The organism is Kitasatospora sp. CM 4170 (genome assembly GCF_032110285.1).
Classification (GTDB): Bacteria; Actinomycetota; Actinomycetes; order Streptomycetales; family Streptomycetaceae; genus Kitasatospora; species Kitasatospora aburaviensis.
On the sequence record NZ_CP134877.1, the window covers coordinates 3,489,278 to 3,511,654 of the forward strand.

Consider the following 22,377-nt stretch of genomic DNA (forward strand, 5'->3'; position numbering starts at 1 on the left):
GGCGCGCCCTCGGGTGCGGCACCGGCCACGGCCTCGCCGTCCGAGACCGGCAGCACCCCGGCCGTGGGCCCGGAGGCCGTCACGGCGCTCCAGGGCGCGCTGGGCGCCGAGCACGCCGCGGTCTACGGCTACGGCGTGGTGGGCGCCCGGCTCCCGGACGACCAGCAGCGGACCGACGCACGCACCGCCCTCGCCTCGCACCAGGCCCGCCGGGACTCGTGGCAGCGGCTCCTGGGGACGGCCGGCGCCACACCGAGCGCAGCCGCGGCCGGCTACCAGCTCCCCTTCGCCGTCACCGACGCCGCCGGCGCCACCCGGCTCGCGGCCCACCTGGAAACCCGGCTCACCGCGGTCTACGCCGACCTGGTCGCCGCCGTGTCCGGCCCCCAGCGCACCGCCGCGGCCGACGCGCTGCGCGAGTGCGCCCTGCGCGCCCACCGCTGGGGCGCCGCCCCCACCCCGTTCCCGGGCCTCCCCGACACCGCGACCGCCACCCCGACGGCCGCCCCCACCCCCTGACCTGCGGATCCGTGGGAAGTCGGCGGGGCCGACTTCCCACGCCCCGCCCGGGGCGCGGGCACCCTCCCGGGAGCCCCTCCCGCAGGCTCCCCCTCCCGCGTCGCTGACCTGCGGTTTCAGGGCCATGGCCGACAATGGACGGGTAACACCACGGGGGAACAGCTACCGGAAGGCCGGCATGTCGGGAGCACCAGCGCAGATCACCGTCCCCGAGTGGCTGACGCGCAGCGTCGGCACCGACGAGGAGGGGCGGCAGTGGCTGGCGGAGCTGCCCGCTCTGGTCGCCGCACACCTGGCCCGCTGGGACCTCACCCTGGAGCGGGTCCTCGATCCGGGCGGCAGTCTGAGCCTGGTCGGCTACGTCCGCCGTGACGACCTCAGCCCCGCCGTCCTCAAGTCCGGGCGGACCACCCCCGAGACGGCTGCGGAGCACGCCGCGCTCTCCCACTGGGCCGGCCGCGGGGCCGTGCTGCTGCTGGACGCGGACCCCGCCCAGGGGGTGCTGCTGCTGGAGCGGCTGCACGGCGACATCCCGTTGCGCTCGCTCGCCGAGGCGAAGGCGATGCTGGAGGCCACCAGCCTGCTGCACCGGCTCTGGGTGGAGCCGGCCGAGGGCCACCCGTTCCCCTCGCTGGCCGACCGGGCCGGGTACCTCGCCGACGGCCTGCGCCGCCGCCGCGGCCTGCCCGGCGCCGTCGAGGCCGACGCCCTGGTGGCCGAGGCGCTGGAGACCGCCGACGGGCTGGTCGGCTCCGCCGCCGAGGCGTTCCTGCTGCACGGCGACTTCCACCACGGCAACGTGCTCGCCGCCGACCGCGCGCCCTGGCTGACGATCGACCCGCGGCCGCTGGTCGGCGAGCGCGCCTTCGACCTGGCCCGGCTGGCGCTGGACCGGGCCGACACCCTGGTCGGTTCCCCCGGCGTCCCGGCCGCAGTCCGGCGCCGGCTGCACCAGCTCTCCGACGCGCTGGAGGTGGACCGGGAGCGGCTGCGCGGCTGGACGCTGTTCCGCGCCACCGACCTCGGCCTGCGGGCGCTCGCGGCCGGCCGCGGGGAGGACGCCGAGCTCTACCTGGAGTTCGCCGGGGCGCTCTGACCGCCCGGCCGGGCCGGCAGCGGCAGCGGGGCGCCCATGACGGCGTAGAGGCGCTCGGTGTTCGGGAAGTGCACCGCCCGGGCGAGGTCCCGGTAGCCGAGCGAGCGGTAGAGGCGGCGGGCGGGCGTCTCGGCGTCGATCGCGGAGAGGATGCTGCGGTGCAGGCCGGACCGCTCGCAGAGGGTCCGGATCAGGGTGGAGCCGATCCCGTGGCCCTGGAAGCCGGGCAGCACGTGCAGTTCGGTGATCGCGAAGACGCCGTCGAGCCAGTCGCCGTGGCCACCGGCCTCCAGGTAGGGCTGGATCACGGTGCTCCACCAGTGCTCGCGCCGGTTGGGCATGCCGTAGCCGAAACCGACCAGCCGTCCGCCGTCGAACGCGCCGAGCGCGATCACCCCGGGCTGCTGCGCGTGCCGGCCCACGATGTGCAACCGGACCATGACCTCCTCGGGCGTCAGCCCGAACGCCACCGCCTGGACATCGAGCGCCTGCGGAGCCCATGCCGCAAGGTCGATGGCCTCGATCGTCACCCCGGTCAGCTGATCCATGCCCCGGACGTTACTACCGGCGCCCGCCCGGTGCGGCCCCGAGCCGACAACCTGCCCGCGGAACGGGACCGTTCAGAACAGGACGCTCATGAACGCGCCGACCTCGCGGAAGCCCACCCGCCGGTACGCGGCGCGGGCGCGCAGGTTGTAGTCGTTGACGTAGAGCGAGACCACCGGGGCCACCTCGCGCAGCGCGATGTCCAGGACGGCGGCCATGCCGGTCTCGGAGATGCCCTGACCGCGGTGGGCCGGGTCCACCCAGACGCCCTGGACCTGGCAGGCGCCCTCGGTGACGGCGCCGATCTCGGCCTTGAACACCACCTGGCCGTCCTCGGCGAACCGGGCGAACGAGCGCCCGGTGGAGACCAGTTCGGCGACCCGGGCCTGGTAGAGCAGGCCGCCGTCGCCGGCCAGCGGGGAGACCCCGACCTCCTCGGTGAACATCGCCACGCAGGCCGGCATCAGCGTCTCGACCTCGTCCCGCCGCACCCGCCGCACCAGCGGGTCGGGGGCGATCTCGGCGGACGGCACCGTGGTGGCGAGCAGCGGCTGGTGGGCGCGGACCTCGCGGGCCGGGCCCCAGCTGCGCTCCAGCAGCGCCCAGAGGGCGGCGGTGGCCTCGGCCGGGCCGACGATCGAGGAGCAGCGGCGGCCCTGGCGGCGGGCGCGTTCGGCGAAGGCCTGGACGGCCTGCGGTCCGGCGTTGACCAGGACCAGGTTGGCACCGGCGTAGCAGAGCGCGTCGAGCTCGCCGTGCTCGTCGTACCAGCCCCACATCTCGCCGCCCAGGCGCCAGGGGTCGAGTCCGACGGCCTCCACCCGGGTGGCGACGAAGGCGTTGGCGACCGGGTCGCGGTGCAGCACCTCCAGGGTGTCCGCCAGGTCGGAGGCCTCCAGCACACGCGTGGTCGCCAGGGCGCGCGCGGCCTGGAACGAGCTGGGGAGCATCACACCTCGATCGAGCATCGAGACAGCACCTCACTGAGACGACTCTGGCCGCACCCTACTCCTGGCCCCACCCGGCTACGGCGGCGGGGCCGTCCGCACACGGACGGCCCCGCTTCCGGAATTCTGCAGTCCGCCCGTCACTCCGCGGCGGTCACGGTCGGCGCACCCGACTCGACGCCCTCGGCCTGCATCTGCTCGGCCAGCTTGAGGGCCTCCTCGATCAGGGTCTCGACGATCTTGGACTCGGGGACGGTCTTGATGACCTCGCCCTTGACGAAGATCTGGCCCTTGCCGTTGCCGGAGGCGACGCCGAGGTCGGCCTCGCGGGCCTCGCCCGGGCCGTTGACGACGCAGCCCATGACCGCGACGCGCAGCGGCACCTCCATGCCCTCCAGGCCGGCGGTGACCTCCTCGGCGAGCTTGTAGACGTCGACCTGGGCGCGGCCGCAGGACGGGCAGGAGACGATCTCCAGGCCGCGCTCACGCAGGCCGAGCGACTCCAGGATCTGGTTGCCGACCTTGATCTCCTCGGCCGGCGGGGCGGAGAGGGAGACCCGGATGGTGTCGCCGATGCCCTCGGCGAGCAGCGCGCCGAAGGCGACCGCGGACTTGATGGTGCCCTGGAACGCCGGGCCGGCCTCGGTGACGCCGAGGTGCAGCGGGTAGTCGCAGGCGGCGGCGAGCTGGCGGTAGGCGTTGATCATCACGACCGGGTCGTTGTGCTTGACCGAGATCTTGATGTCGCGGAAGTCGTGCTCCTCGAACAGCGAGCACTCCCAGAGCGCGGACTCGACCAGGGCCTCCGGGGTGGCGCGGCCGTACTTCTCCAGCAGGCGCTTGTCCAGCGAGCCGGCGTTGACGCCGATCCGGATCGGGATGCCGGCGTCCTTGGCCGCCTTGGCGATCTCGCCGACCTTGTCGTCGAAGGCCTTGATGTTGCCCGGGTTGACGCGGACGGCCGCGCAGCCGGCGTCGATCGCCGCGAAGACGTACTTCGGCTGGAAGTGGATGTCCGCGATCACCGGGATCTTCGACTTCTTCGCGATGATCGGCAGCGCGTCGGCGTCGTCCTGCGACGGGCAGGCGACCCGGACGATCTGGCAGCCGGACGCGGTCAGCTCAGCGATCTGCTGCAGCGTGGCGTTGATGTCCGCGGTCACCGTGGTGGTCATCGACTGCACCGAGACGGGCGCGTCACCGCCGACCGGCACGTTGCCGACCATGATCTGCCGGGAGTAACGGCGCTTGGCGAGCGGCTTGAGCGGCAGAGACGGAATACCGAGCGAGATCGCGGTCATGTGCGCAGGGTTCCCCGGGGTTGAGGTGTGGTCGGTCCGGCCGTTCGGGAAGGCCGGGGCCGGGCGCGACGGTCGACGCGCACCCGGCCTCCAACGGTACGGCACGCCGACGGGCCGGAGCACACCCGCCGTACCCGCACGGTCAGCTGATCTTGACCGGGTTCACCAGGTCGGCGACGAGCACCAGCACGGTGAAGCCGACGAAGATGCTGGCCACCACGTAGGCGAGCGGCATCAGGCGGGCCACGTCGAAGGGCCCGGGGTCGGGCCGCCTGAACAGCTGAGCGAACCGGCGGCGCACCGACTCCCAGACCGCACCGGCGATGTGGCCGCCGTCCAGCGGGAGCAGCGGCAGCATGTTGAACAGGAAGAGGGACAGGTTGATCCCGGCCAGCAGGTTGACGAAGTAGGCGATCCGCTGGGTCCCCGGGATGTCCAGGGCGAACACCTCGCCGCTGACCCGGGCGGCGCCGACCATGCCGATCGGCGAGTCCACCTCGCGGGGGGCGCCGTCCACCACCGAGTGCCACAGGCCCGGGATCTTGCCCGGCAGGGCGACCAGCGACTTCACGCCGTTCTCCGCCATGTCGTACATCCGGTCGAGCGACTGCCCGAAGCCCAGCCGGACGATGCCGGTGGTCGGCGTGAAGCCGAGGAAGCCGGCCTGCACCGTCTCGCCCTTGACCGGGACGCCGTTGCCGTCGTACTTCTGCACGTCGTTGACGGCGATCGTGGGCACCAGCGTGACCAGCTGCCCGCCCCGCTCGACCACGATCGGCACCGTCTTCCCGGCCGACCTGCGGATGTCCGCCTGGAGCTGCTCGTAGTCGCGGATCCGGTCGCCGTCGAAGGAGACGACCTTGTCGCCCGGCTTCAGCTGGACCTGGGCGGCCGGGGTCGGCGGCGCGTCCTTGGGGCAGGTGTCGGTGGGCTGGCCGGCCTTGACGATGCACTGGGAGACGGTGCCGATGGTCGGCACGGTCATCGAGACGCCGAAGCCCATCATCACGGTCAGGAAGAGCCCGAACGCGAGGACGAGGTTCATGAACGGGCCGGCGAACATCACGATGACGCGCTTCCACGGCTTGCGCGTGTAGAAGAGCCGGTCCTCGTCGCCGTCCTGGAGCTCCTCGTAGGAGGCCTGCCGGGCGTCCTCGATCATGGTGCGCCAGGGCGAGCTGCTCCGCTTGGTGATCCGCCCGTCCGCGCCCGGCGGGAACATCCCGATCATGCGGATGTACCCGCCCAGCGGGATCGCCTTGATGCCGTACTCGGTCTCGCCCTTCTTGCGGGACCAGACGGTCGGACCGAAGCCGACCATGTACTGCGGCACCCGGATGCCGAACAGCTTGGCCGTGGAGAGGTGGCCGAGCTCGTGCCACGCGATCGAGACCAGCAGCCCGACCGCGAAGACCAGGATGCCGACCACCGTCATCACCGTTGCCACCGCTGATCCTCCGTCATGCCGCTCCGCTCGTCGTCTTGTCTTACCGCAGTTTGGGTCGCCACCGGAACCGTCAACCGGCCGCCAGTTCGCGCGCCCGGGCCCTGGCCCAGTCCTCCGCGTGCAGGACGTCCTCGACCGTGAGGGAGGTTCCCCCCGCGGGGGCCCCGTGCTCCGCCACGACCTTGGCAACAGTGTCCACGATTCCGGTGAAGGCGAGGCGGCCCTTCAGGAAGGCCTCCACGCACTCCTCGTTCGCCGCGTTGAAGACCGCCGGAACGGTACCGCCGAGCGAGCCCGCCTCCCGGGCCAGGTCCACCGCCGGGAAGGCCTCGTTGTCCAGCGGGAAGAACTCCCAGGTGGCCGCCTTGGTCCAGTCGCAGGCGGGCGCCGCGTCCGGGACCCGGTCCGGCCACCCCATGCCGAGGGCGATCGGCATCCGCATGTCCGGCGGGCTGGCCTGCGCCAGCGTGGAACCGTCGGTGAACTCCACCATCGAGTGCACGACCGACTGCGGATGGACGACGACCTCGATCCGCTCGAACGGCACGTCGTACAGCAGGTGCGCCTCGATCACCTCCAGGCCCTTGTTCACCAGGGTGGCCGAGTTGATCGTCACCACCGGGCCCATCGCCCAGGTCGGGTGCGCCAGCGCGTCCTGCGGGGTGACGCCCGCCAGCTGCTCGCGGCTGCGGTTGCGGAACGGGCCGCCGCTGGCGGTGACCACCAGCTTGCGGACCTCGGCCCGGGTGCCGCCGGCCAGCGCCTGGAACAGCGCCGCGTGCTCGGAGTCCACCGGCACGATCTGCCCCGGCTTCGCCACCGCCTTCACCAGCGGGCCGCCGACGATCAGCGACTCCTTGTTGGCCAGCACCAGCACCCGGCCGGCCGACAGCGCGGCCAGCGTCGGCCGCAGGCCGATCGAACCGGTGATGCCGTTCAGCACCGAGTGGCACTCCATCGCGGCCAGCTCGGTCGCCGCGTCCGGGCCCACCAGCACGGCCGGCAGCGGACGGCCCGCCGCCTTCGCCGCCAGCGCCTCGCGCAGCGCCGGCTCGGCCGCCGGGTCGGCCACCGCCACGGTGTGCACCCCGAGCTCCAGGGCCTGCTCGGCGAGCAGCTCCACCCGCCCGCCGGCCGCCGACAGGGCGACCACCCTGAACCGGTCCGGGTTGCGGCGCACCACGTCGATGGCCTGGGTGCCGATCGAACCGGTGGAGCCGAGGATCACCAGCTCCCGGGGGGCGGAGGGGTCCTTCACCACGGGGGTGAAGCGCAGCTGCGGGTGGGCGAGCGAAGTCATGCGCCCATTGTGTCCTGCCCGGCGCACTCCCCAGGACGCCGGGACGCCGCGCGGCTACCGTCGGAGCCATGCGTACCGTCATCGCCGGAGGCCACGGACAGATCGCGCTCAAGCTGGAGCGGCTCCTCGCCGAGCGCGGCGACCGGCCGGCCGGGATCATCCGCCGGCCCGAACAGGCCGCCGACCTGGCCGACGCCGGGGCCGAGCCGCTGCTGCTCGACCTGGAGTCCGCCACCGCCCCCGAACTCGCCGGGCTGCTGGAGGGGGCCGACGCGGTGGTCTTCGCCGCCGGCGCCGGGCCGGGCAGCGGCGCCGCCCGCAAGAACACCGTCGACCGCGACGCGGCCGTCCTGCTCGCCGACGCGGCCGAGCTCGCCGGGGTGCGGCGCTACCTGATCATCTCCTCGATGGGGGCCGACGCCGGGGCGGAGCACGCCGCGGACCCGGTCTTCGAGACCTACCTGCGGGCCAAGGGCGCCGCCGACGACGCCGTCCGGGCCCGCACCACGCTGGACTGGACGGTGCTGCGGCCCGGCCGGCTCACCGACGGCCCCGGCACCGGGCTGGTCCGGCTCGCCCCGTCGGTCGCGCGCGGCGCGGTGGACCGGGCCGACGTGGCCGCCGTGCTGGCCGCGCTGCTGCACGAGCCGGGCACCGCCGGGCAGACGCTGGAGCTGGTCGCCGGCAACGCGACGGTCGAGGAGGCCGTCGCCGCCGCGGCCGGGCACAACGGCTGACCGAGGGGCCGGGCGGCCGCGACGGCTGACCGGGGCCCGGGCGGGCACACACGTGCGCGGGGCCCGGTTCGGCGAACCGGGCCCCGCGCACGGGATCACAGCGATCGGTCGACCGACCGCTCAGCGGCCGATCAGAGGTCGAGGCCAGTGAGGACCATGACCTTCTCGACGGTGTAGTCGTCCATCGCGTACTTGACGCCCTCGCGGCCGACGCCGGAGTCCTTGACGCCGCCGTACGGCATCTGGTCGGCGCGGTAGGACGGCGCGTCACCGATGATCACACCGCCGACCTCCAGCTCCCGCTGGGCGCGGAAGGCGGTCTGCAGGTCGTGGGTGAAGACGCCGGCCTGCAGGCCGAAGTCGGAGTCGTTCACGGCGGCGAAGGCCTCGTCGGTGCCGTCGACCTTGTGCAGCGACAGGACCGGGCCGAACACCTCGGCCTTGGCCAGGATCGCGTCGGCCGGCAGGTCGGCCAGCACGGTCGGGGCGTAGGTCGCGCCCTCGCGGGTGCCACCGGTGAGCACCTTGGCACCCTTGGCGACGGCGTCGTCCACCCAGGACTCCACCCGCTTGGCGGCGTTCTCGTCGACCAGCGGGCCGACGTCGGTGGCGTCGTCGTTCGGGTCGCCGGTGACCTGGGCCTGGACCTTGGCCACGACCTTCTCGACCAGGCGGTCGTAGACGGACACGTCGGCGATCACCCGCTGCACCGAGATGCAGGACTGGCCGCCCTGGTAGTTGGCGAACATCGCGATCCGGGTGGCGGCCCAGTCCAGGTCGGCCTCGGAGGACCAGTCGGCGAGCACCACGGCCGCGGCGTTGCCGCCGAGCTCCAGGGTGGTGTGCTTGCGCGGCACCGAGTCCATGATCTGGTAGCCGACCTTGTCCGAACCGGTGAAGGAGATCACCGGCAGGCGCTTGTCCTGCACCAGCGCCGGCATCCGGTCGTTCGGCACCGGCAGGACGCTCCAGGAGCCGGCCGGCAGGTCGGTCTCGGCCAGGATCTCGCCGAGCACCATCGCGGAGAGCGGGGTGGCGGGAGCCGGCTTGAGGATGATCGGAGCGCCGACCGCGATCGCCGGGGCGACCTTGTGGGCGACCAGGTTCAGCGGGAAGTTGAACGGGGCGATGCCCAGCACCACGCCGCGCGGGAACCGACGCACCACCGCGAAGCGGCCCACGCCGCCCGGGTCGGTGTCCAGCCGCATGGTCTCGCCGTTGGTGCGGCGGGCCTCCTCGGCCGCCCAGCGGAACACGGAGACGGCACGGCCGACCTCGCCGCGGGCCCACTTGATCGGCTTGCCGTTCTCGGCGGTGATCAGCTGGGCGATCTCCTCGGTGCGCTCGGCCAGGCGCTTCGCCACGTGGTCCAGCGCGGTGGCCCGCACGTGGGCGGGGGTCGCCGCGAACACCGGCAGCGCGGCCACGGCGGCGTCCAGCGCCTCCTCGACCTGCGCCTCGGTCGGGACGCTGACCTTGCCGACCAGACGGCCGTCCCAGCTGTTGTGCACCTCGAAGTCGGCGTCGCCGCTCGCCCGGCGGCCGGCCAGCCAGAATTCGTACGTGGTGGTCACCGTGGTACCGGCCCTCTCCTCGTCGTCCTCACGGCCCCACGGACGTGGAACCAGGATCGAGGGTAGGGGCGTCGACGCGCCGACCGGATTGGCCGCGAAGTAGCGTTCGCCCCGGATGCCACTCCAACACGTCCAGACGTTCGGTCGCCGAATGAGGTAGCGGGTTTGGTGGGGAACCGGCCCGGGCCGCCCACCGCCCCGTCGGCCGTCCACTCCGAACGCCGGCTCCGGTGGCCTGTTCCGGTGGCCTGTTCCGGCCCGCCTGCTCCGGTGGCCTACTCCTCGCCGGAGCGGAGGGCCAGCCAGAGCTCCATCCGCACGTCGGTGTCGTCCAGCGAGCGGCCGAGCAGCTCCTCGACCCGCCGCATCCGGTACCGCAGCGTGTGCCGGTGCACACCGAGGTCGGCCGCGGCCGCGTCCCACTGCCCGTGTCTGGACAGCCACGCCCGCAGCGAGGCGACCAGGTCACCGCGCGCCGTCCGGTCGTGCTCGCGCAGCGGGCGCAGCAGCCCCTCCGCGAACGCCGTCACCGCGTCCTCGCCGAGCAGCGGCAGCAGCGACCCGGCGCCGACCTCCTCGTGGTCCACCGAACGCCGGCCACCGCGCAGCGCCACCGCCAGCGCCCGCTCGGCCTGCGCGTGCGCCGTCCCGGCCTCCTCCAGCGCGGCCGGCGCCGAGACGCCCAGCGACAACCCCTCGTGCTCCTCCACCACCCCGAGGCAGGCCCGGTGCACCGCGCCGTTGTCCAGCGCCAGCACCATCAGCCGTGCGCCGTGCGTCCCGTCCTCACGCGCCACCAGCAGCTTCTCGCCGACCCGCGAACCCGCCTGCTCGGCCCGGTCCCCCAGCTCGCCCAGCGCCTCCGAGGCGTCCACGCCCTGGCCGGCACCCGCCACCAGGACCCGGACCGTGCCCTCCGGCAGCCCGCCGAACAGCCCCGCGGCCACCTGCCGGGCCGTGGCCACCTCGCCCGCCAGCACCATCCGGAGCAGCGCCGCGCCCATCCGCTCCTCGGCCTGCCGCAGCTCGCGCGAGCGCTCCAGGGTCAGGGTCAGCAGCGCCACCGCCGCGTTCAGCACGTACCGCTCGGTCGGGGTGATCCGGTCCTCGGTCCCCACCGCCAGGAAGCCCCGGGCCCGCCGGTCCGCCCCCAGCGACTGGACCACCACGTAGTCCTCGTCCGCCGTGTCTATCCCCGGCGACCGCCCCTGCAGCGCGGCACTCGACGGCGCCGGACGCCGCCGCAGCCGGTCCACCTCGGCCGCCAGCCGCCCCGCCCGCCGCGCCGCCCAGTCCGGCGCCACCACCGACAGTGCCCCCGAGCCGTCGTACAGCGCCGCCCAGCCCCCCAGCCGCGCCGCCAGCCGGCGCACCACCGCGGTGGTGCCGTCCTTGCCCAGCGCCGCCCGGGTCAGCTCCTCCTGAGCCTCGAAACTGGTGGTCACCGCCTCGTACTGCTCGGCCGCCAGCGCCGCCGAGACCACCTTGCTGATCGCGATGAACGGCGTCGGCTCCGGCACCCGCAGCAGCGGCAGCCCGCGCTGCGCCGCCGCCTCCACCAGCGGTTGCGGCACCTCGGTGTGCGACAGCCCCACACCGAGCCCCAGCCCCACCACGCCCGCGTCGGCCAGCCGGTGCACGTACGCCTGCAGCTGGGCGGCGGTCCGGCCCAGCTTGATGCCGGTGGTGAGCAGCAGCTCACCGCCTTCGAGGAACGGCGTCGGGTCGTCCAGCTCGCTGGTGTGCACCCAGCGGACCGGCCGCTCCAGGTGGTCCGCACCGGCGAGGACCGTCAGATGGAGCGAGGTGTTGCGGACGACGGAGGCGAGTGTGGGAGGCATGGCACCTTCGGGGGAACGACCTGACCGCGCCGTTGCGGCCGGGCGAGGAGAGGCGGTGGGGGCTGAGCGGCCGTGCGGCCGGGGGTCGGGGGGTACGGGAGGGGTCTCTCCTCTCATTATGGACGCTCCGGACAACCGGCACTGCCGAATCCACCTCGGAGGCAGGCTTCGCCCGGCCCCGCGCCGCCCGCGAGCCGCCGGCTCAGCTCCGCAGATCCACCAGCAGCGGCGGCACCTGCTCGCCCGAGACCGCTGTCAGCGACACCACCGCATGCCCCGCCGGCAGCGCGTGCGCCAGGTCGGAGGGCGACCACCGCAGCCGCTCGACGTCCCGCGTGGTCACCGACTCGGTCTGCGCCGTCGTCCCCGACAACGCCTTCCGCCCCAACCGCCCGGCCCGCCGTATCACGCCGCCTTCCGTCTGCGGGGCATGGGTGACGACCGTTTCGTGGATCACGTGGGTGCCCCAGGCATCGGAGAAGAACCGCCCGTCCCACGGAGCGATCCCCGGGAACACCATCCGGCAGCCGACAGCCCCGAACAGCGGAGCCCGCAGTGCCTCCGGGAGATCCATCAACGTACGCAGCAACAGCACCGCACCCGCGTTGGTGCCTCGCATCCGCTGGATCCCGCGCACGACGGTTGTATCGAAAGCGACGGAGGCGTCATCCACGACCAAACCTGCAAACAGGGAACGGTCCTTCCGGGCCACAGCCGCCAGGACGAACTGACTGACCACCAGTCGGGACAGGATCCGGGCCGCCTCCGGATGGCTGCGTTCGGGGAGCTTGATGAGGACTCTCAACGGGTGGTCCAGCGCCCGCATGGCAAATGGCGGACGCCCCGATCCGTCCGTGGAGAAGGCCCCGTCGAAGGCCGGGCGCTCCAGCAGCGCCAGCCGGTCCGCAAGCAGCGCGCCCGGATCGTCAACTCGTCCCTGTTGCTGAGCGCGGTGGCCGAGGTCACGCTCGTAAACGGCCGTTCGACCGGCCTCGTTCAGCGCCTTGGCCAAGGCCGAGACGGCTCGTTCCTCACCCGTCAGCAGCGCTCGCAGCTCGCTCACGCCCGGATAGCGCCCATAGGCAGCCTGGAACGGTCCCACCACCTGCTGAAGGGCAACCCTCGCACTCTCGGCGCGTGGCGCCAGCTCATCCGGTAGCAGTGCGTCCGCCAGGCGAGCCGCAGCCTCATCGGGGTCCTGCGTTGCCCCGTAGAGGTCCAGCCCGTAGGCGGACCCGGGCTCACCCGGTGCGATCACCACGTCGTACCAGGTGGCGGGACCCAGATCGGCGTCAGTCCCTCCCACGACCACGACACACGCCGTTCCGGCAAGGGCCTGAAGGCACAGCGCCTCGACCACCGGCCGAGCCAGCCTCGCGGTCTTCCCGGTACCGGCTGGGCCGACCGCCAGGACAGAGGTTCCGAGCACGGCCGGATCCAGTGCGAAGCCCGTATTGCGGTACGCCAGCGGGTTCTTCGGGACGTCCTGAGCCGTGCCGAGCCTCACCTGCTGCACCAACAGGTCGTGCTGCGCCGATCTACCCGAGAGCTCCCGACTCTCCGACGGGTGGCTGAACGCCGCAGCCCCGCGGTTCAGTACATGGTCCACGAACGCCGGAACGAAGACGGGGTCGGCCTGCGCCGACTCCCACGCCCGCTGGATCCGCACATAGTCGACATCCCCCACCGCTTCACCGTCCAACCGTGCCGCGGCTGCGGCGCCGCCGCCGACCCGTTGCTCCGTCCAAGGATCCGCAATCGGCGCCGGCGGCTGGTCGGCGCGCGCCTCAGGGGCCGGCCCCTCGTGCGTAATGGCCCGGGCCAGGACCGGTGCGACGTTCTTTCGCCAGCCGGCGGGGGTGAGGAACCGCCTTCCGACTTCCCGCCAGCGTCCCGTGCGCCAGAAGACCGCCGCGGCGCAGCTGACAGTGACGATGTTGATGAGGATCTGGGCCACGTCGAATTGCTCCGGTGACGTGCCGTCGAACCAGCCGAACAGCAGACCCGCTGCGTACATCAGTACGACGGTTCCGATGTAGTACGTCGCGATGGTGGCGATGATGTTCAGCCCCGCCCGCCAGAGCAGCGGCCAGGTCGGGACTTTGGCGTCTTCGGCGCGGTCGGGGTCGATCTGGGCGTAGCCCTGGCGGTAGATGCCCGGGGGGGCCGGGGGGCGGGGGGCGGCGAACCAGGTGGGGAGGTCGAAGGCCTGGGGGTGCGGCCGTTGGTGGGGCACCGGTGGGGTGGGTGTGGTGGTGGTCCGCTCGCCGTGGCCCTGTGCCCCGTCCAGTCCCATGTCCGGCCCCGCTCCCTCGCCCGCCCGGCCCGACCGTCGTCGGTCCCGCCATACCCATGCCGCCGCACCGGCGACACGCCCGCGCTCAATGTAGTGGAGCGGAGCCTCCCGGTAGTCGCACCACCCGCCTGGCCGCCTCGGACAAGTCGGACGGCTCAGTGCTACCGAGTGGCGCATGCCCGGCCGGGGAGGGCGGCCGTAGCCTGCGAAGCACCGAGCCGAGAAGTCTGGAGAAAACTGATGAGCGCCGCAACGCCGCTCCCGCAGGAGCGCCGCCTGGTCACCGCGATCCCCGGTCCGAAGTCGCAGGAGCTGCAGGCCCGCAAGCTGGGTGCGGTGGCGGCCGGCGTCGGCACCACCCTGCCGGTGTACGTGTCCCGCGCCAACGGCGGCGTGCTGGAGGACGTGGACGGCAACTCGCTGATCGACTTCGGCTCCGGCATCGCCGTGACCAACGTCGGCAACAGCGCCGAGGCCGTCGTGGCCAAGGCGTCCGAGCAGCTGGCCGCCTTCACGCACACCTGTTTCATGGTGACCCCGTACGAGGGTTACGTGGCCGTGGCCGAGCAGCTGAACGAGCTGACCCCGGGCGACCACGAGAAGCGCACCGCGCTGTTCAACTCGGGCGCCGAGGCGGTCGAGAACGCGGTGAAGATCGCCCGCGCTTACACCAAGCGCACCGCCGTCGTGGTGTTCGACCACGGCTACCACGGCCGCACCAACCTCACCATGGGCCTGACGGCGAAGAACATGCCGTACAAGCAGGGCTTCGGTCCGTTCGCCCCGGAGATCTACCGGGTGCCGGTGGCCTACCCCTACCGCTGGCTGACCGGTGCGGAGAACTGCGCCGCCGAGGCCGCCGCCCAGGCGATCGACATCATCAACAAGCAGATCGGCGCCGAGAACGTCGCTGCGATCATCATCGAGCCGATCCAGGGCGAGGGCGGCTTCATCGAGCCGGCCAAGGGCTTCCTGCCGGCGATCGTGGAGTACGCGAAGGCCAACGGCATCGTGTTCGTCGCGGACGAGATCCAGACCGGCTTCTGCCGCACCGGCCAGTGGTTCGCGTGCGACGACGAGGGCATCGTCCCGGACCTGATCACCACCGCCAAGGGCATCGCCGGCGGTCTGCCGCTGGCCGCGGTGACCGGTCGCGCCGAGATCATGGACGCCGCGCACGCGGGTGGCCTGGGCGGCACCTACGGCGGCAACCCGGTGGCCTGCGCCGCCGCGCTGGGCTCCATCGAGACCATGAAGGAGCAGGACCTCAACGGCAAGGCGCAGCGGATCGGCGAGATCATGCTGGGCCGCCTGTCGGCGATGCAGGAGAAGTTCGACGTGATCGGCGAGGTCCGCGGCCGCGGCGCGATGATCGCGATCGAGCTGGTGAAGCCGGGCTCCAAGGAGCCGAACCCGGAGATCACCGCCGCCGTGGCGAAGGCCTGCCACGCCGAGGGCCTGGTCGTGCTGACCGCCGGCACCTACGGCAACGTGCTGCGCTTCCTGCCGCCGCTGGTGATCCCGGAGCACCTGCTCAACGAGGGCCTGGACATCATCGAGGGCGCCTTCGCTCTGCAGGGCGTCACCGCCGCCTGACCGGGGCAGGCGCCACAGACCCCGCCGGAGGGATGTCCGGACAGCGCTGAACGGCCCGCGAGGACGAGAGTCCCCGCGGGCCGTTCGGTCTTGTGCGGGCCCTCCGGCGCCGTCCGGAGGACCCGCCAGCCGCACCCGCGGCCGCGTGCCCGGCCGTGCGTTCGGCGGCGTGTGCGGGCCGTGCGGGGCACCGACCGGCCGCGGTGAAGATGCTGTGCGGAATCGCTGAAGCTCCTCAACGGGGCACGGCCGTTGACGTAGTGTCATGACAGATGGACAGCGAGCCAAAGCCATTGGCGGAACCGTCCGCGGAACCGGCCTCGGAGGCGGGTCCGCGTGACGGCCGTGAGGACAACCAGGCCGCCCCGCAAGAGGCGGCGCACACCGAAGGCCGATCGACCGACCGTCCGACCCACACCCCCCGGGGCGCACGGAACGGCGATCATCAGAGCCGCCCCGGAGCTCTCCCCCCTGCTCCGGGGCGGCCGCTTCGCGTCCTCCGCCGGTTCGCCGCCTCTCCCGCGCTGCCGGCGCTGCTGGTCGCCGTGCTGGTGCCGGTCTCCTGGCAGGTGGCCGTCGACGGGCCGCTGCTCGGGCTGGACCGCTGGGTCCGGCACGCCGTCCGGGAGAGCCGGCACGAGCTGCACAGCACGTTGCTCAACCACCTCGGCAAGGCCCTGTCCGACCTCGGCGGCTCCGTCCCGGCGATACCGGTGCTGCTGGCGGGCGGGATACTGGCCGCCTGGCGGATCCACCGGGCGGGGGCTGCGCGCCGGTGGCTGCCGCCGCTGGTGGCGGTGCTGACCGCGGGGCTGATCCCGCTGCTGGTCGTCCCGGCGAAGGCCTGGTTCGGCCGGCCGGGCCCGTTCGGGGTGCCGCTGGCGCCGGACCAGTGGGGCTGGTACCCGTCCGGCCACACGACGACGGCGAGCTTCTCGTACGGCGTGGCCGCGCTGCTGGTCGCCCGCACGGTCGGCGCCGCGGGCCGGCGCCGGCTCTGCGGAGCGGCCGCCCTGTTGTCGGTCGGGGTCGGCCTCGGGCTGGTCTGGAGCGACTACCACTGGCTGCTGGACGTGGTGGCCGGCTGGTGCCTGGCCGGGCTGGTGCTCTGGGCCCTGGCCCGCTGGCTGCCCACCGACCCACCGCCGCCCCCGGCCTCGCCCGACTCGTCGACCCACCGGCCGGCGGCCGGTTAGCCCCGGGCGGACCGAGCGGCTAGCCCTCGGCGGGCTCGTCGTTGCGGTGGACGTGGCCGGCCTCGCCGTTGTCGCGGTGCCACTCGACGACCAGCTCGTCGCGGGTCCCGAAGCGGACCAGGTGGCGGCCGACCACGTCCTCCAGGCCGGGCAGGTTCTCCGCCTCGCCCTCGACGGCGAGCAGCAGGGCGTCGGGGGCGGCCTCCAGGGTGGCGGTGCCGATGCGGAAGGTGAGGGTGCCGCGGCCGGTCTCGTCGGACCAGTCGGCCTCGATCTTGCGGCCCATGTGGGCGGCGAGCTGCTTGGCGTAACGGCCCGGGCGGTCGGTGGCGACGCGGGCTTCGGAGCGGGGCACAGGCCCTCCAAGGTCTGGGGAGGGAACTTAGGGTGCCCTCACTCGGATCTACGCTAACTCAGATAGTGAGCCTTGCTCAACACTTTTCCGGGCCGTCCGGGTCCCAGCCCACACCCGGGCCACTCCCGGGTCACCCACCACCCTTCTTCCCGCCCTTCCTCCGGCCCCCGGACCGGCCGATACGCTTGGTCGAACACCTGCCGAGGAGAGCCGCCCATGACCACCACGCCGACCGACGACGCGGCGAGCTCCTCCCCCGGCTCCCCGGCCCCCGGCACCCCCGCCGGCGCTCCCGGCGACGCCCCGGCGGCGGCGCAGGACACCGCCGCCGAGCTGGCCGACGCGATGACCCGGGCGATCAAGCGGATCCGCCGCCGCACCAGCGAACGGCTGGAGCCCTACGGCATCACCCCCGGCCAGGGCCGCGCCCTGCGCACCCTCGCGCACGCACCCGGCTGCGAGCTGCCGGACCGGGCGATGCGGCTGAGCGACCTCGCGGACCGCCTGCACATCGCCCCGCGCTCGGCCACCACGGTGGTCGACGCGCTGGAGGAGGCGGGCATGGTCGAGCGGACCCCGGACCCGGCCGACCGGCGGGCCGTGCGGATCGTGCTGACCGACGCCGGCCACGCCGCGGTCGAGCGGATCGGGCAGGTCCGGCACGAGGTGGCGCTGGAGTACTTCGGCCCGGTCAGCCCCGCGGAGCAGGATCTGCTGCTGCGGGCACTGCGGTCCGCCGAGGCCGCGTACGCGGCCGCCACCCCGCCGCGGCGGACAGCGCCCCCGGGCGCAGCGCGGTGATCCCGATGCCGACGATCACCAGCAGCGCCGCGCCACCGGCCAGCGGGCTGATCCGCTCGCCGAGCAGCAGCCAGGCCGAGGACATCCCGAACACCGGCACCAGCAGCGAGTAGGGCGCCACCGCGGTGGCGTCGTAGCTGCGCAGCAGGTAGCTCCAGGCGACGAAGCCGAAGAGGGTGGAGACCAGCCCGACGTACCCGATCGCGCCCAGGCCGGCCGGGGTGATCTCGCGCAGCGCCCGCAGGTCTTCGGCCGGGCCCTCGACCAGCAGCGAGAGCCCGAGCAGCGGCAGCGGCGGCACGGCGCTGACCCAGACCATCCAGCGCAGCGCGTCCGACGGGGCGGCCCGGCGGGTCAGCACGTTGGACAGCCCCCAGGCGACCGCGGCCAGCAGGACCAGCGCGAACGCCCCGATCGGGCCGCCGAGCCCGCGGTCGACGGCGCTCAGCCCGATCCCGGCGAAGGCGATCGCGAGACCTGCCAGCCGTCGGCCGCCGGGGCGCTCGCGGAGCAGCACGGCGGCGAACAGGGCCGTGAAGATCGCCTGGCTCTGCAGCACCAGTGAGGACAGCCCGGCCGGCATCCCGGCGTGCATGCCGAGGAAGAGCAGCCCGAACTTGACGACGCCGAGCACGAACCCGACCGCGAGCACCCACCGCCACGCCACCTTGGGCGGGCCGAGGAAGAAGACCGCCGGGACGGCGACCACCGCGAACCGCAGGGCACAGAAGAGCAGCGGCGGGAAGTTCTCCAGACCGATGTGGATGAGGACGAAGTTGAGGCCCCAGACGGCGGCCACCAGGACGGCCAGGCCGATGTGACGCGGGCTCATGCTGCCGCCGGAGGCGGCCGGTGTGGCGGTCATGGATCGAGGATGGCCGCCGGGAACCGTGTAGCACCAGCGATGAATTCTGAAGTGCATGCTTTAGCAGTGCTGCATGATGGTCGGCATGATGGATCTGGGACGCCTGCGGGCGCTGAACGCGGTGGCCGTGCACGGTTCGGTCGGCGGGGCGGCCGCCTCGCTCGGCTTCACCCCCTCGGCGGTCTCCCAGCAGATCGCCAAGCTGGAGCGCGAGACCCGGACGGTGCTGCTGGAGCGCCAGGGGCGCGGTGTGGTGCTGACGGACGCCGCCCGCGAGCTCGCCGCCACCGCGCAGGCGGTCCTGGGCCTGGTGGAGCAGGCCGAGGTGCGTCTGGAGGAGCAGCGCGGCCAGGCCGTGGGCCGGCTGCTGGTGGCCGCCTTCGCGACCGGCGCCCGCGGGCTGATGCCCGGGGTCCTCGCCGACCTGCGCGTACGCTGCCCCGACCTGGACGTCCGGCTGCTGGAGAGCGACCCGTACCTCGCGGCCGAGCTGGTCGCCCGGGGCGAGGTGGACCTCGCGCTGGTGCAGGACTGGCCGACCGTACCGCTGCCGGTCCAGGCCGGGCTCTCCCGGCTGGACCTCGGCCGGGACGCCGTCGACCTGCTGCTGCCGGTCGAGGACCCGCTGGCGGAGCTCGCCGTGGTGCCGGTCGGGCGGCTCTGCGGGCAGCGCTGGATCAGCGTGCCGCCGGGCAACATCTGCCACGACTGGCTGGTCCGGACGCTGCGCGAGGCCGGCGAGGAGCCCGACGTCCGCTACCAGGTCGGCGAGTTCGAGACCCAGATCGCGCTGATCGCGGCCGGCCTGGGGATCGGCCTGGTGCCACGCCTCGGGCGGGGCGCGCTGCCCCCGGGGGTGGTCTCCCGGCCGGTCGTTCCGGAGCCCGCGCGCCGGGTGTTCGCGATCTGGCGCACCCAGGCCTCCCGGCGCCCGGCGATCACGGAGGCACTGGCCGCGATGCGGGAGCGGTGGGCCGCGCTCGGCGGGTGAGGCGGGTGCCGGCGAGGCAGGCGCCGGGCCGGGCGTGGACCGGACAGGCGTGCCGGGCGGGCGTGCCGGGCGCCGGCCGGGCGAGCGGGGCGCGACGCGGGCCGGGCGGGGCGCTCAGGCCGCGAAGCCGATCACCAACCACATGAAGCCGACGCCGGCGAGGGTGCAGAGCAGGGTGGTGCGCGAGGGGTGCGGGCTGTGCGCCTCCGGGAGGATGTCGGAGGTCGCCAGGTAGAGCAGGAAGCCCGCGAAGAACCCGAGGTAGAGGCCGAGCAGCCGCTCGGGGATGGTGAACAGCAGGGTGATCGCGGCACCCGTCACCGGCGCCAGGGCGTCCGCCGCCAGCAGGGTCAGCGCACGCCGCCGGTTGTTCCCGTAGAGCCGGGTGATCGTGTACGTGTTGAAGCCGTCGGCGAAGTCGTGGGCGACCACCGCGATGGCCACCACCGTCCCGACCGTGGTCCCGGCCTGGAAGGCCGCGCCGATCGCGAAACCGTCCATCACGCTGTGGCCCACCAGGGCCAGCGCGGCGGTCAGGCCGACCCCCTGCGCCCCGGCCGCGGACGCGTGGCCGTGCGCATGCGCGTGACCGTGGACGTGGGCGGGCCGCTGGCCGTGGGTGTGCTCCGCGTACTCGGCCTCGTGGCCGCGGTGGATGGCGACCGCACGCTCGATGATGTGGATGGTCAGGAACCCGGCCGCGAACATCAGCAGGGCCTGCGGCACCCCGTGCACCTCCGCGGGCGCCTGGTGCAGCGCCTCCGGCAGCAGGTCGAACGCCACCACCCCGAGCATCAGCCCCGCGGCGAAGCCGAGCACCAGGTGCCGCCGGTCGCCCGTGCGCTGGGCCACGTAGCCGCCGATCAGCGTCATCAGGAAAGCCCCGGCGGCCACCAGGATCGCGGTCAACGCACCTCCCCCGTACCGGGCACCGTGCCCACCGTGCCTCCCCCGTGTCCCGACCGGCCGCCCCGGCAGCCCGTGCGCACCAGCCTCGCGCCGTCCCCGGGCGCCCGCCCGCCGGACGGGCCGTCAGGGTGAGCCGCGCCGAAGGCGACCCGGCTGCCCGCCACCGACGCCGCGTCCCCTGTCCGAGCCGCGCCCTGGCCGGGCCCGGCGCGGACCCGGCTCCGCTCAGTGGCCGGTGGCGAACGGAAGTCCGAGGTGGGTGCGGGCGAGCTCGCTCACGCCGTCGCCGTCGACCAGGTGGATGTGCTGGTGGCCGTCCTCACCGGTGAGGTCGAGCGCCTCGTCGGTGAACCGGCCGGTGGTCAGCCGCAGTCCGCGCTCGGCGGACTCCTCGCGGACCGCCTCCGCCAGCGTCCTGATCTCCTCCTCCCCCACCGGCTCCGCGCCCCGGGAGGCCCAGACCACCCAGCGACCCGGCAGCGCACTGCCCGTCGGCCCCTCCCCCGTGGCGACCAGCCCGGCCGGACCGCGCAGCCGCACGCTCCACTGCGTCAGACCGCCCCTGGTGAGCAGCTCGCGGACCAGCTGGGCGAACTCGTTGGCCGAGAGGTCCGGCGCGGACGGCACGGCCGGCCCCGCCACCGCGGCCGGCTCGACCGCCGCCCGGGCGTACGGGTCCGGGGTGACGGCGGCGCCGAGCCGGCGCAGCCGCACCAGTGCCTCGTCCTGCTCGGCATCGGCGTAGACGCCCTCGCCGTCGGGCTCCGCGGAGGGGGCGGCCGGCGGCAGCAGCCTGGTCCGGGCCAGGGCGTCGCGGTCGGCGTCCACGCTCAGCAAGCAGAGCGGCTCCTCGCCGCCGGCCTCGCGCAGCCAGCCGTTGAGCACCACGCCCGCCAGGATCTCCTCGGTGTCGACGGCGTCGGCCGCCTGCAGCGCGCGCAGCGCCAGCCTGGCGACCAGCCGCAGGTAGTCGGTGGCCCGGTCGGCGGGCGGCCGCGACACCGGCAGGATCTCGCCGTCGGCGCCGAGCCGGTAGCCGCTCAGCGAGGGCACCAGGTCGAGCGCCGGCAGGTCGAGGTCCAGCACGGCGGTGCGGGTCAGCGGGCGGAAGACCGCCCGGCAGGGCGCGGGCAGGTCCTGGGTGGCCGTCTCGGCGGCGGCCAGGGCCCGCTCCAGCAGCGACTCCACCGCGGCCGGCTCGGCCAGCCGGTACGCCCGGCGGCACTCCTCCAGGCTGTCGTTGTACTCCCGCACGGCCCGGGCCCGGGCCTGCTCGGCCTGTTCGTGGGCGCGCCGGGACGCGTCCCCGGCCGGGCTGCCGGCCGCGGTCTGCCGGGTGCGCCACTCCCGCAGGGCCCGCTGGTGGGTGAGCCGGGCCTGGGCCAGCTCGCGCTGGTAGCCGGAGTCCAGCAGCCGTCGGGCGGGGGGTCCGTCCGGGTCGGCGGCCGGCGGCTCTGCCGGTGCGTAGTCCTCCCAGCGCGGCTCGGCGTCCGTGCCGGCCGGCTCCGCGCCGCCGGCCGGGTAGGGCCGCGGCTCGTAGTGGCGCAGCTGGCTCTCGAAGTCCATCGCCGAGACGGGCAGCGCCGCCCGGCGCAGCAGGTCGGCCAGCCGCTCGTGCTCGGCCTGGACGGTGAGCGTGCGGTGGTGGGTCAACGCGGCGGCCCGGCCATGTGCGGCGACCGCCTCGTCCGTTCCGACGTCGGCGCCGGCACCGGCGCCGGCAGGAGCGCCCGCCCCGGACGGCGCGTCGTCCGGAGCGGCGGCCGAGGGCCCGGCCGGCGCGGCGGTCGGCCGCTCCGCACCGGGCCCCTCGCCGAACCCGTCGAACCCGTCGAACCCCTCGGGCAGGTCCGGACCGCCCGGCCCCTCGACGCCGAGGTCCCGGAAGACCGAGGCCAGAAAACCGGGTTGAGGGGCCGTGACCGTGCCGTCCGAGCGCCCGTCAGCTGAGTACTGCATCGGTGGTCGTTCCCCCATGCTCGTCCGGCACCTGCCCGGGCCGGCCGGCGACCCCGCGGCCCGCCCCTGTCGGTCATTGTCCACCGAACGGGCGCACCGGT

19 protein-coding genes are annotated in these 22,377 nt (G+C 74.1%); 7 read left to right on the plus strand and 12 right to left on the minus strand.

Features of this window, described 5'->3' with window-relative positions:
* Nucleotides 1-63: 63 nt before the first annotated feature.
* The gene (locus RMN57_RS14510) at nt 64-519 is read left to right on the plus strand and encodes a ferritin-like domain-containing protein (protein WP_313767821.1); all 456 of its coding nucleotides are present in this window, start codon (nt 64-66) and stop codon (nt 517-519) included.
* A gap of 178 nt (nt 520-697) precedes the next feature.
* Nucleotides 698-1,615 carry an aminoglycoside phosphotransferase family protein gene (locus RMN57_RS14515; RefSeq protein ID WP_313763825.1) on the plus strand — a complete coding sequence of 306 codons (918 nt, stop codon included), beginning with the start codon at nt 698-700 and terminating at the stop codon, nt 1,613-1,615.
* Here the strand turns inward: RMN57_RS14515 and RMN57_RS14520 are convergent.
* The 5 genes from RMN57_RS14520 to dxr all read right to left on the minus strand — a co-directional run bounded on the left by RMN57_RS14520 (nt 1,588) and on the right by dxr (nt 7,156).
* Nucleotides 1,588-2,163: a GNAT family N-acetyltransferase gene (locus tag RMN57_RS14520; protein ID WP_313763826.1), complete on the minus strand. Its 576-nt coding sequence runs from the start codon at nt 2,161-2,163 to the stop codon at nt 1,588-1,590. The genes RMN57_RS14515 and RMN57_RS14520 overlap by 28 nt on opposite strands.
* A 72-nt stretch (nt 2,164-2,235) precedes the next feature.
* Complete coding sequence (locus tag RMN57_RS14525) at nt 2,236-3,111, minus strand: GNAT family N-acetyltransferase (RefSeq protein WP_313767822.1); 876 nt, start codon at nt 3,109-3,111, stop codon at nt 2,236-2,238.
* A 137-nt stretch (nt 3,112-3,248) separates the two neighbouring features.
* Nucleotides 3,249-4,409, minus strand: coding sequence for a flavodoxin-dependent (E)-4-hydroxy-3-methylbut-2-enyl-diphosphate synthase (ispG, locus tag RMN57_RS14530; protein WP_313763827.1), 1,161 nt, complete (start codon nt 4,407-4,409; stop codon nt 3,249-3,251).
* A gap of 142 nt (nt 4,410-4,551) precedes the next feature.
* Nucleotides 4,552-5,856, minus strand: coding sequence for a site-2 protease family protein (locus RMN57_RS14535; RefSeq protein ID WP_313763828.1), 1,305 nt, complete (start codon nt 5,854-5,856; stop codon nt 4,552-4,554).
* Nucleotides 5,857-5,926: 70 nt separating this feature from the next.
* Entirely contained in the window at nt 5,927-7,156 is a 1,230-nt protein-coding gene (dxr, locus tag RMN57_RS14540) for a 1-deoxy-D-xylulose-5-phosphate reductoisomerase (RefSeq protein WP_313763829.1), read from the minus strand.
* A gap of 68 nt (nt 7,157-7,224) precedes the next feature.
* On the opposite strand from dxr, the gene RMN57_RS14545 reads away from it, so the two are divergent.
* Nucleotides 7,225-7,893, plus strand: coding sequence for an NAD(P)-binding oxidoreductase (locus RMN57_RS14545; RefSeq protein ID WP_313763830.1), 669 nt, complete (start codon nt 7,225-7,227; stop codon nt 7,891-7,893).
* 131 nt (nt 7,894-8,024) lie between these two features.
* Here RMN57_RS14545 and RMN57_RS14550 read toward each other — a convergent pair whose 3' ends face one another.
* From RMN57_RS14550 to RMN57_RS14560, 3 genes are all read right to left on the minus strand, one after another.
* Nucleotides 8,025-9,467 carry an aldehyde dehydrogenase family protein gene (locus RMN57_RS14550; protein WP_313763831.1) on the minus strand — a complete coding sequence of 481 codons (1,443 nt, stop codon included), beginning with the start codon at nt 9,465-9,467 and terminating at the stop codon, nt 8,025-8,027.
* A gap of 275 nt (nt 9,468-9,742) precedes the next feature.
* Complete coding sequence (locus RMN57_RS14555; protein WP_313763832.1) at nt 9,743-11,308, minus strand: PucR family transcriptional regulator; 1,566 nt, start codon at nt 11,306-11,308, stop codon at nt 9,743-9,745.
* 202 nt (nt 11,309-11,510) lie between these two features.
* Nucleotides 11,511-13,604, minus strand: coding sequence for an ATP-binding protein (locus RMN57_RS14560; RefSeq protein WP_313763833.1), 2,094 nt, complete (start codon nt 13,602-13,604; stop codon nt 11,511-11,513).
* A gap of 240 nt (nt 13,605-13,844) precedes the next feature.
* On the opposite strand from RMN57_RS14560, the gene gabT reads away from it, so the two are divergent.
* Together gabT and RMN57_RS14570 are read left to right on the plus strand one after the other, a co-directional pair.
* Complete coding sequence (gene gabT / locus RMN57_RS14565; RefSeq protein ID WP_313763834.1) at nt 13,845-15,200, plus strand: 4-aminobutyrate--2-oxoglutarate transaminase; 1,356 nt, start codon at nt 13,845-13,847, stop codon at nt 15,198-15,200.
* Between the two features lie 545 nt (nt 15,201-15,745).
* Nucleotides 15,746-16,396 carry a phosphatase PAP2 family protein gene (locus tag RMN57_RS14570; protein ID WP_313763835.1) on the plus strand — a complete coding sequence of 217 codons (651 nt, stop codon included), beginning with the start codon at nt 15,746-15,748 and terminating at the stop codon, nt 16,394-16,396.
* A 19-nt stretch (nt 16,397-16,415) separates the two neighbouring features.
* On the opposite strand, the gene RMN57_RS14575 is transcribed toward RMN57_RS14570, so the two are convergent.
* Complete coding sequence (locus RMN57_RS14575; RefSeq protein WP_313763836.1) at nt 16,416-16,751, minus strand: DUF2218 domain-containing protein; 336 nt, start codon at nt 16,749-16,751, stop codon at nt 16,416-16,418.
* Between the two features lie 216 nt (nt 16,752-16,967).
* Between RMN57_RS14575 and RMN57_RS14580 the strand changes: the two genes are divergently transcribed.
* Entirely contained in the window at nt 16,968-17,552 is a 585-nt protein-coding gene (locus RMN57_RS14580) for a MarR family transcriptional regulator (protein ID WP_313763837.1), read from the plus strand.
* Here the strand turns inward: RMN57_RS14580 and RMN57_RS14585 are convergent.
* Complete coding sequence (locus RMN57_RS14585; RefSeq protein ID WP_313767823.1) at nt 17,443-18,384, minus strand: EamA family transporter; 942 nt, start codon at nt 18,382-18,384, stop codon at nt 17,443-17,445. The two genes, RMN57_RS14580 and RMN57_RS14585, sit on opposite strands and share 110 nt — an antisense overlap.
* Nucleotides 18,385-18,502: 118 nt before the next feature.
* On the opposite strand from RMN57_RS14585, the gene RMN57_RS14590 reads away from it, so the two are divergent.
* Nucleotides 18,503-19,408, plus strand: a complete 906-nt coding sequence (locus RMN57_RS14590) for a LysR family transcriptional regulator (RefSeq protein WP_313763838.1) — start codon at nt 18,503-18,505, stop codon at nt 19,406-19,408.
* Nucleotides 19,409-19,522: 114 nt separating this feature from the next.
* On the opposite strand, the gene RMN57_RS14595 is transcribed toward RMN57_RS14590, so the two are convergent.
* Both RMN57_RS14595 and RMN57_RS14600 read right to left on the minus strand, forming a co-directional pair.
* Nucleotides 19,523-20,281 (minus strand): ZIP family metal transporter, encoded by a 759-nt coding sequence (locus tag RMN57_RS14595; RefSeq protein WP_313767824.1) that lies wholly within the window; start codon nt 20,279-20,281, stop codon nt 19,523-19,525.
* A 261-nt stretch (nt 20,282-20,542) separates the two neighbouring features.
* The gene (locus tag RMN57_RS14600) at nt 20,543-22,276 is read right to left on the minus strand and encodes a restriction endonuclease (RefSeq protein ID WP_313763839.1); all 1,734 of its coding nucleotides are present in this window, start codon (nt 22,274-22,276) and stop codon (nt 20,543-20,545) included.
* Nucleotides 22,277-22,377 lie beyond the last annotated feature (101 nt).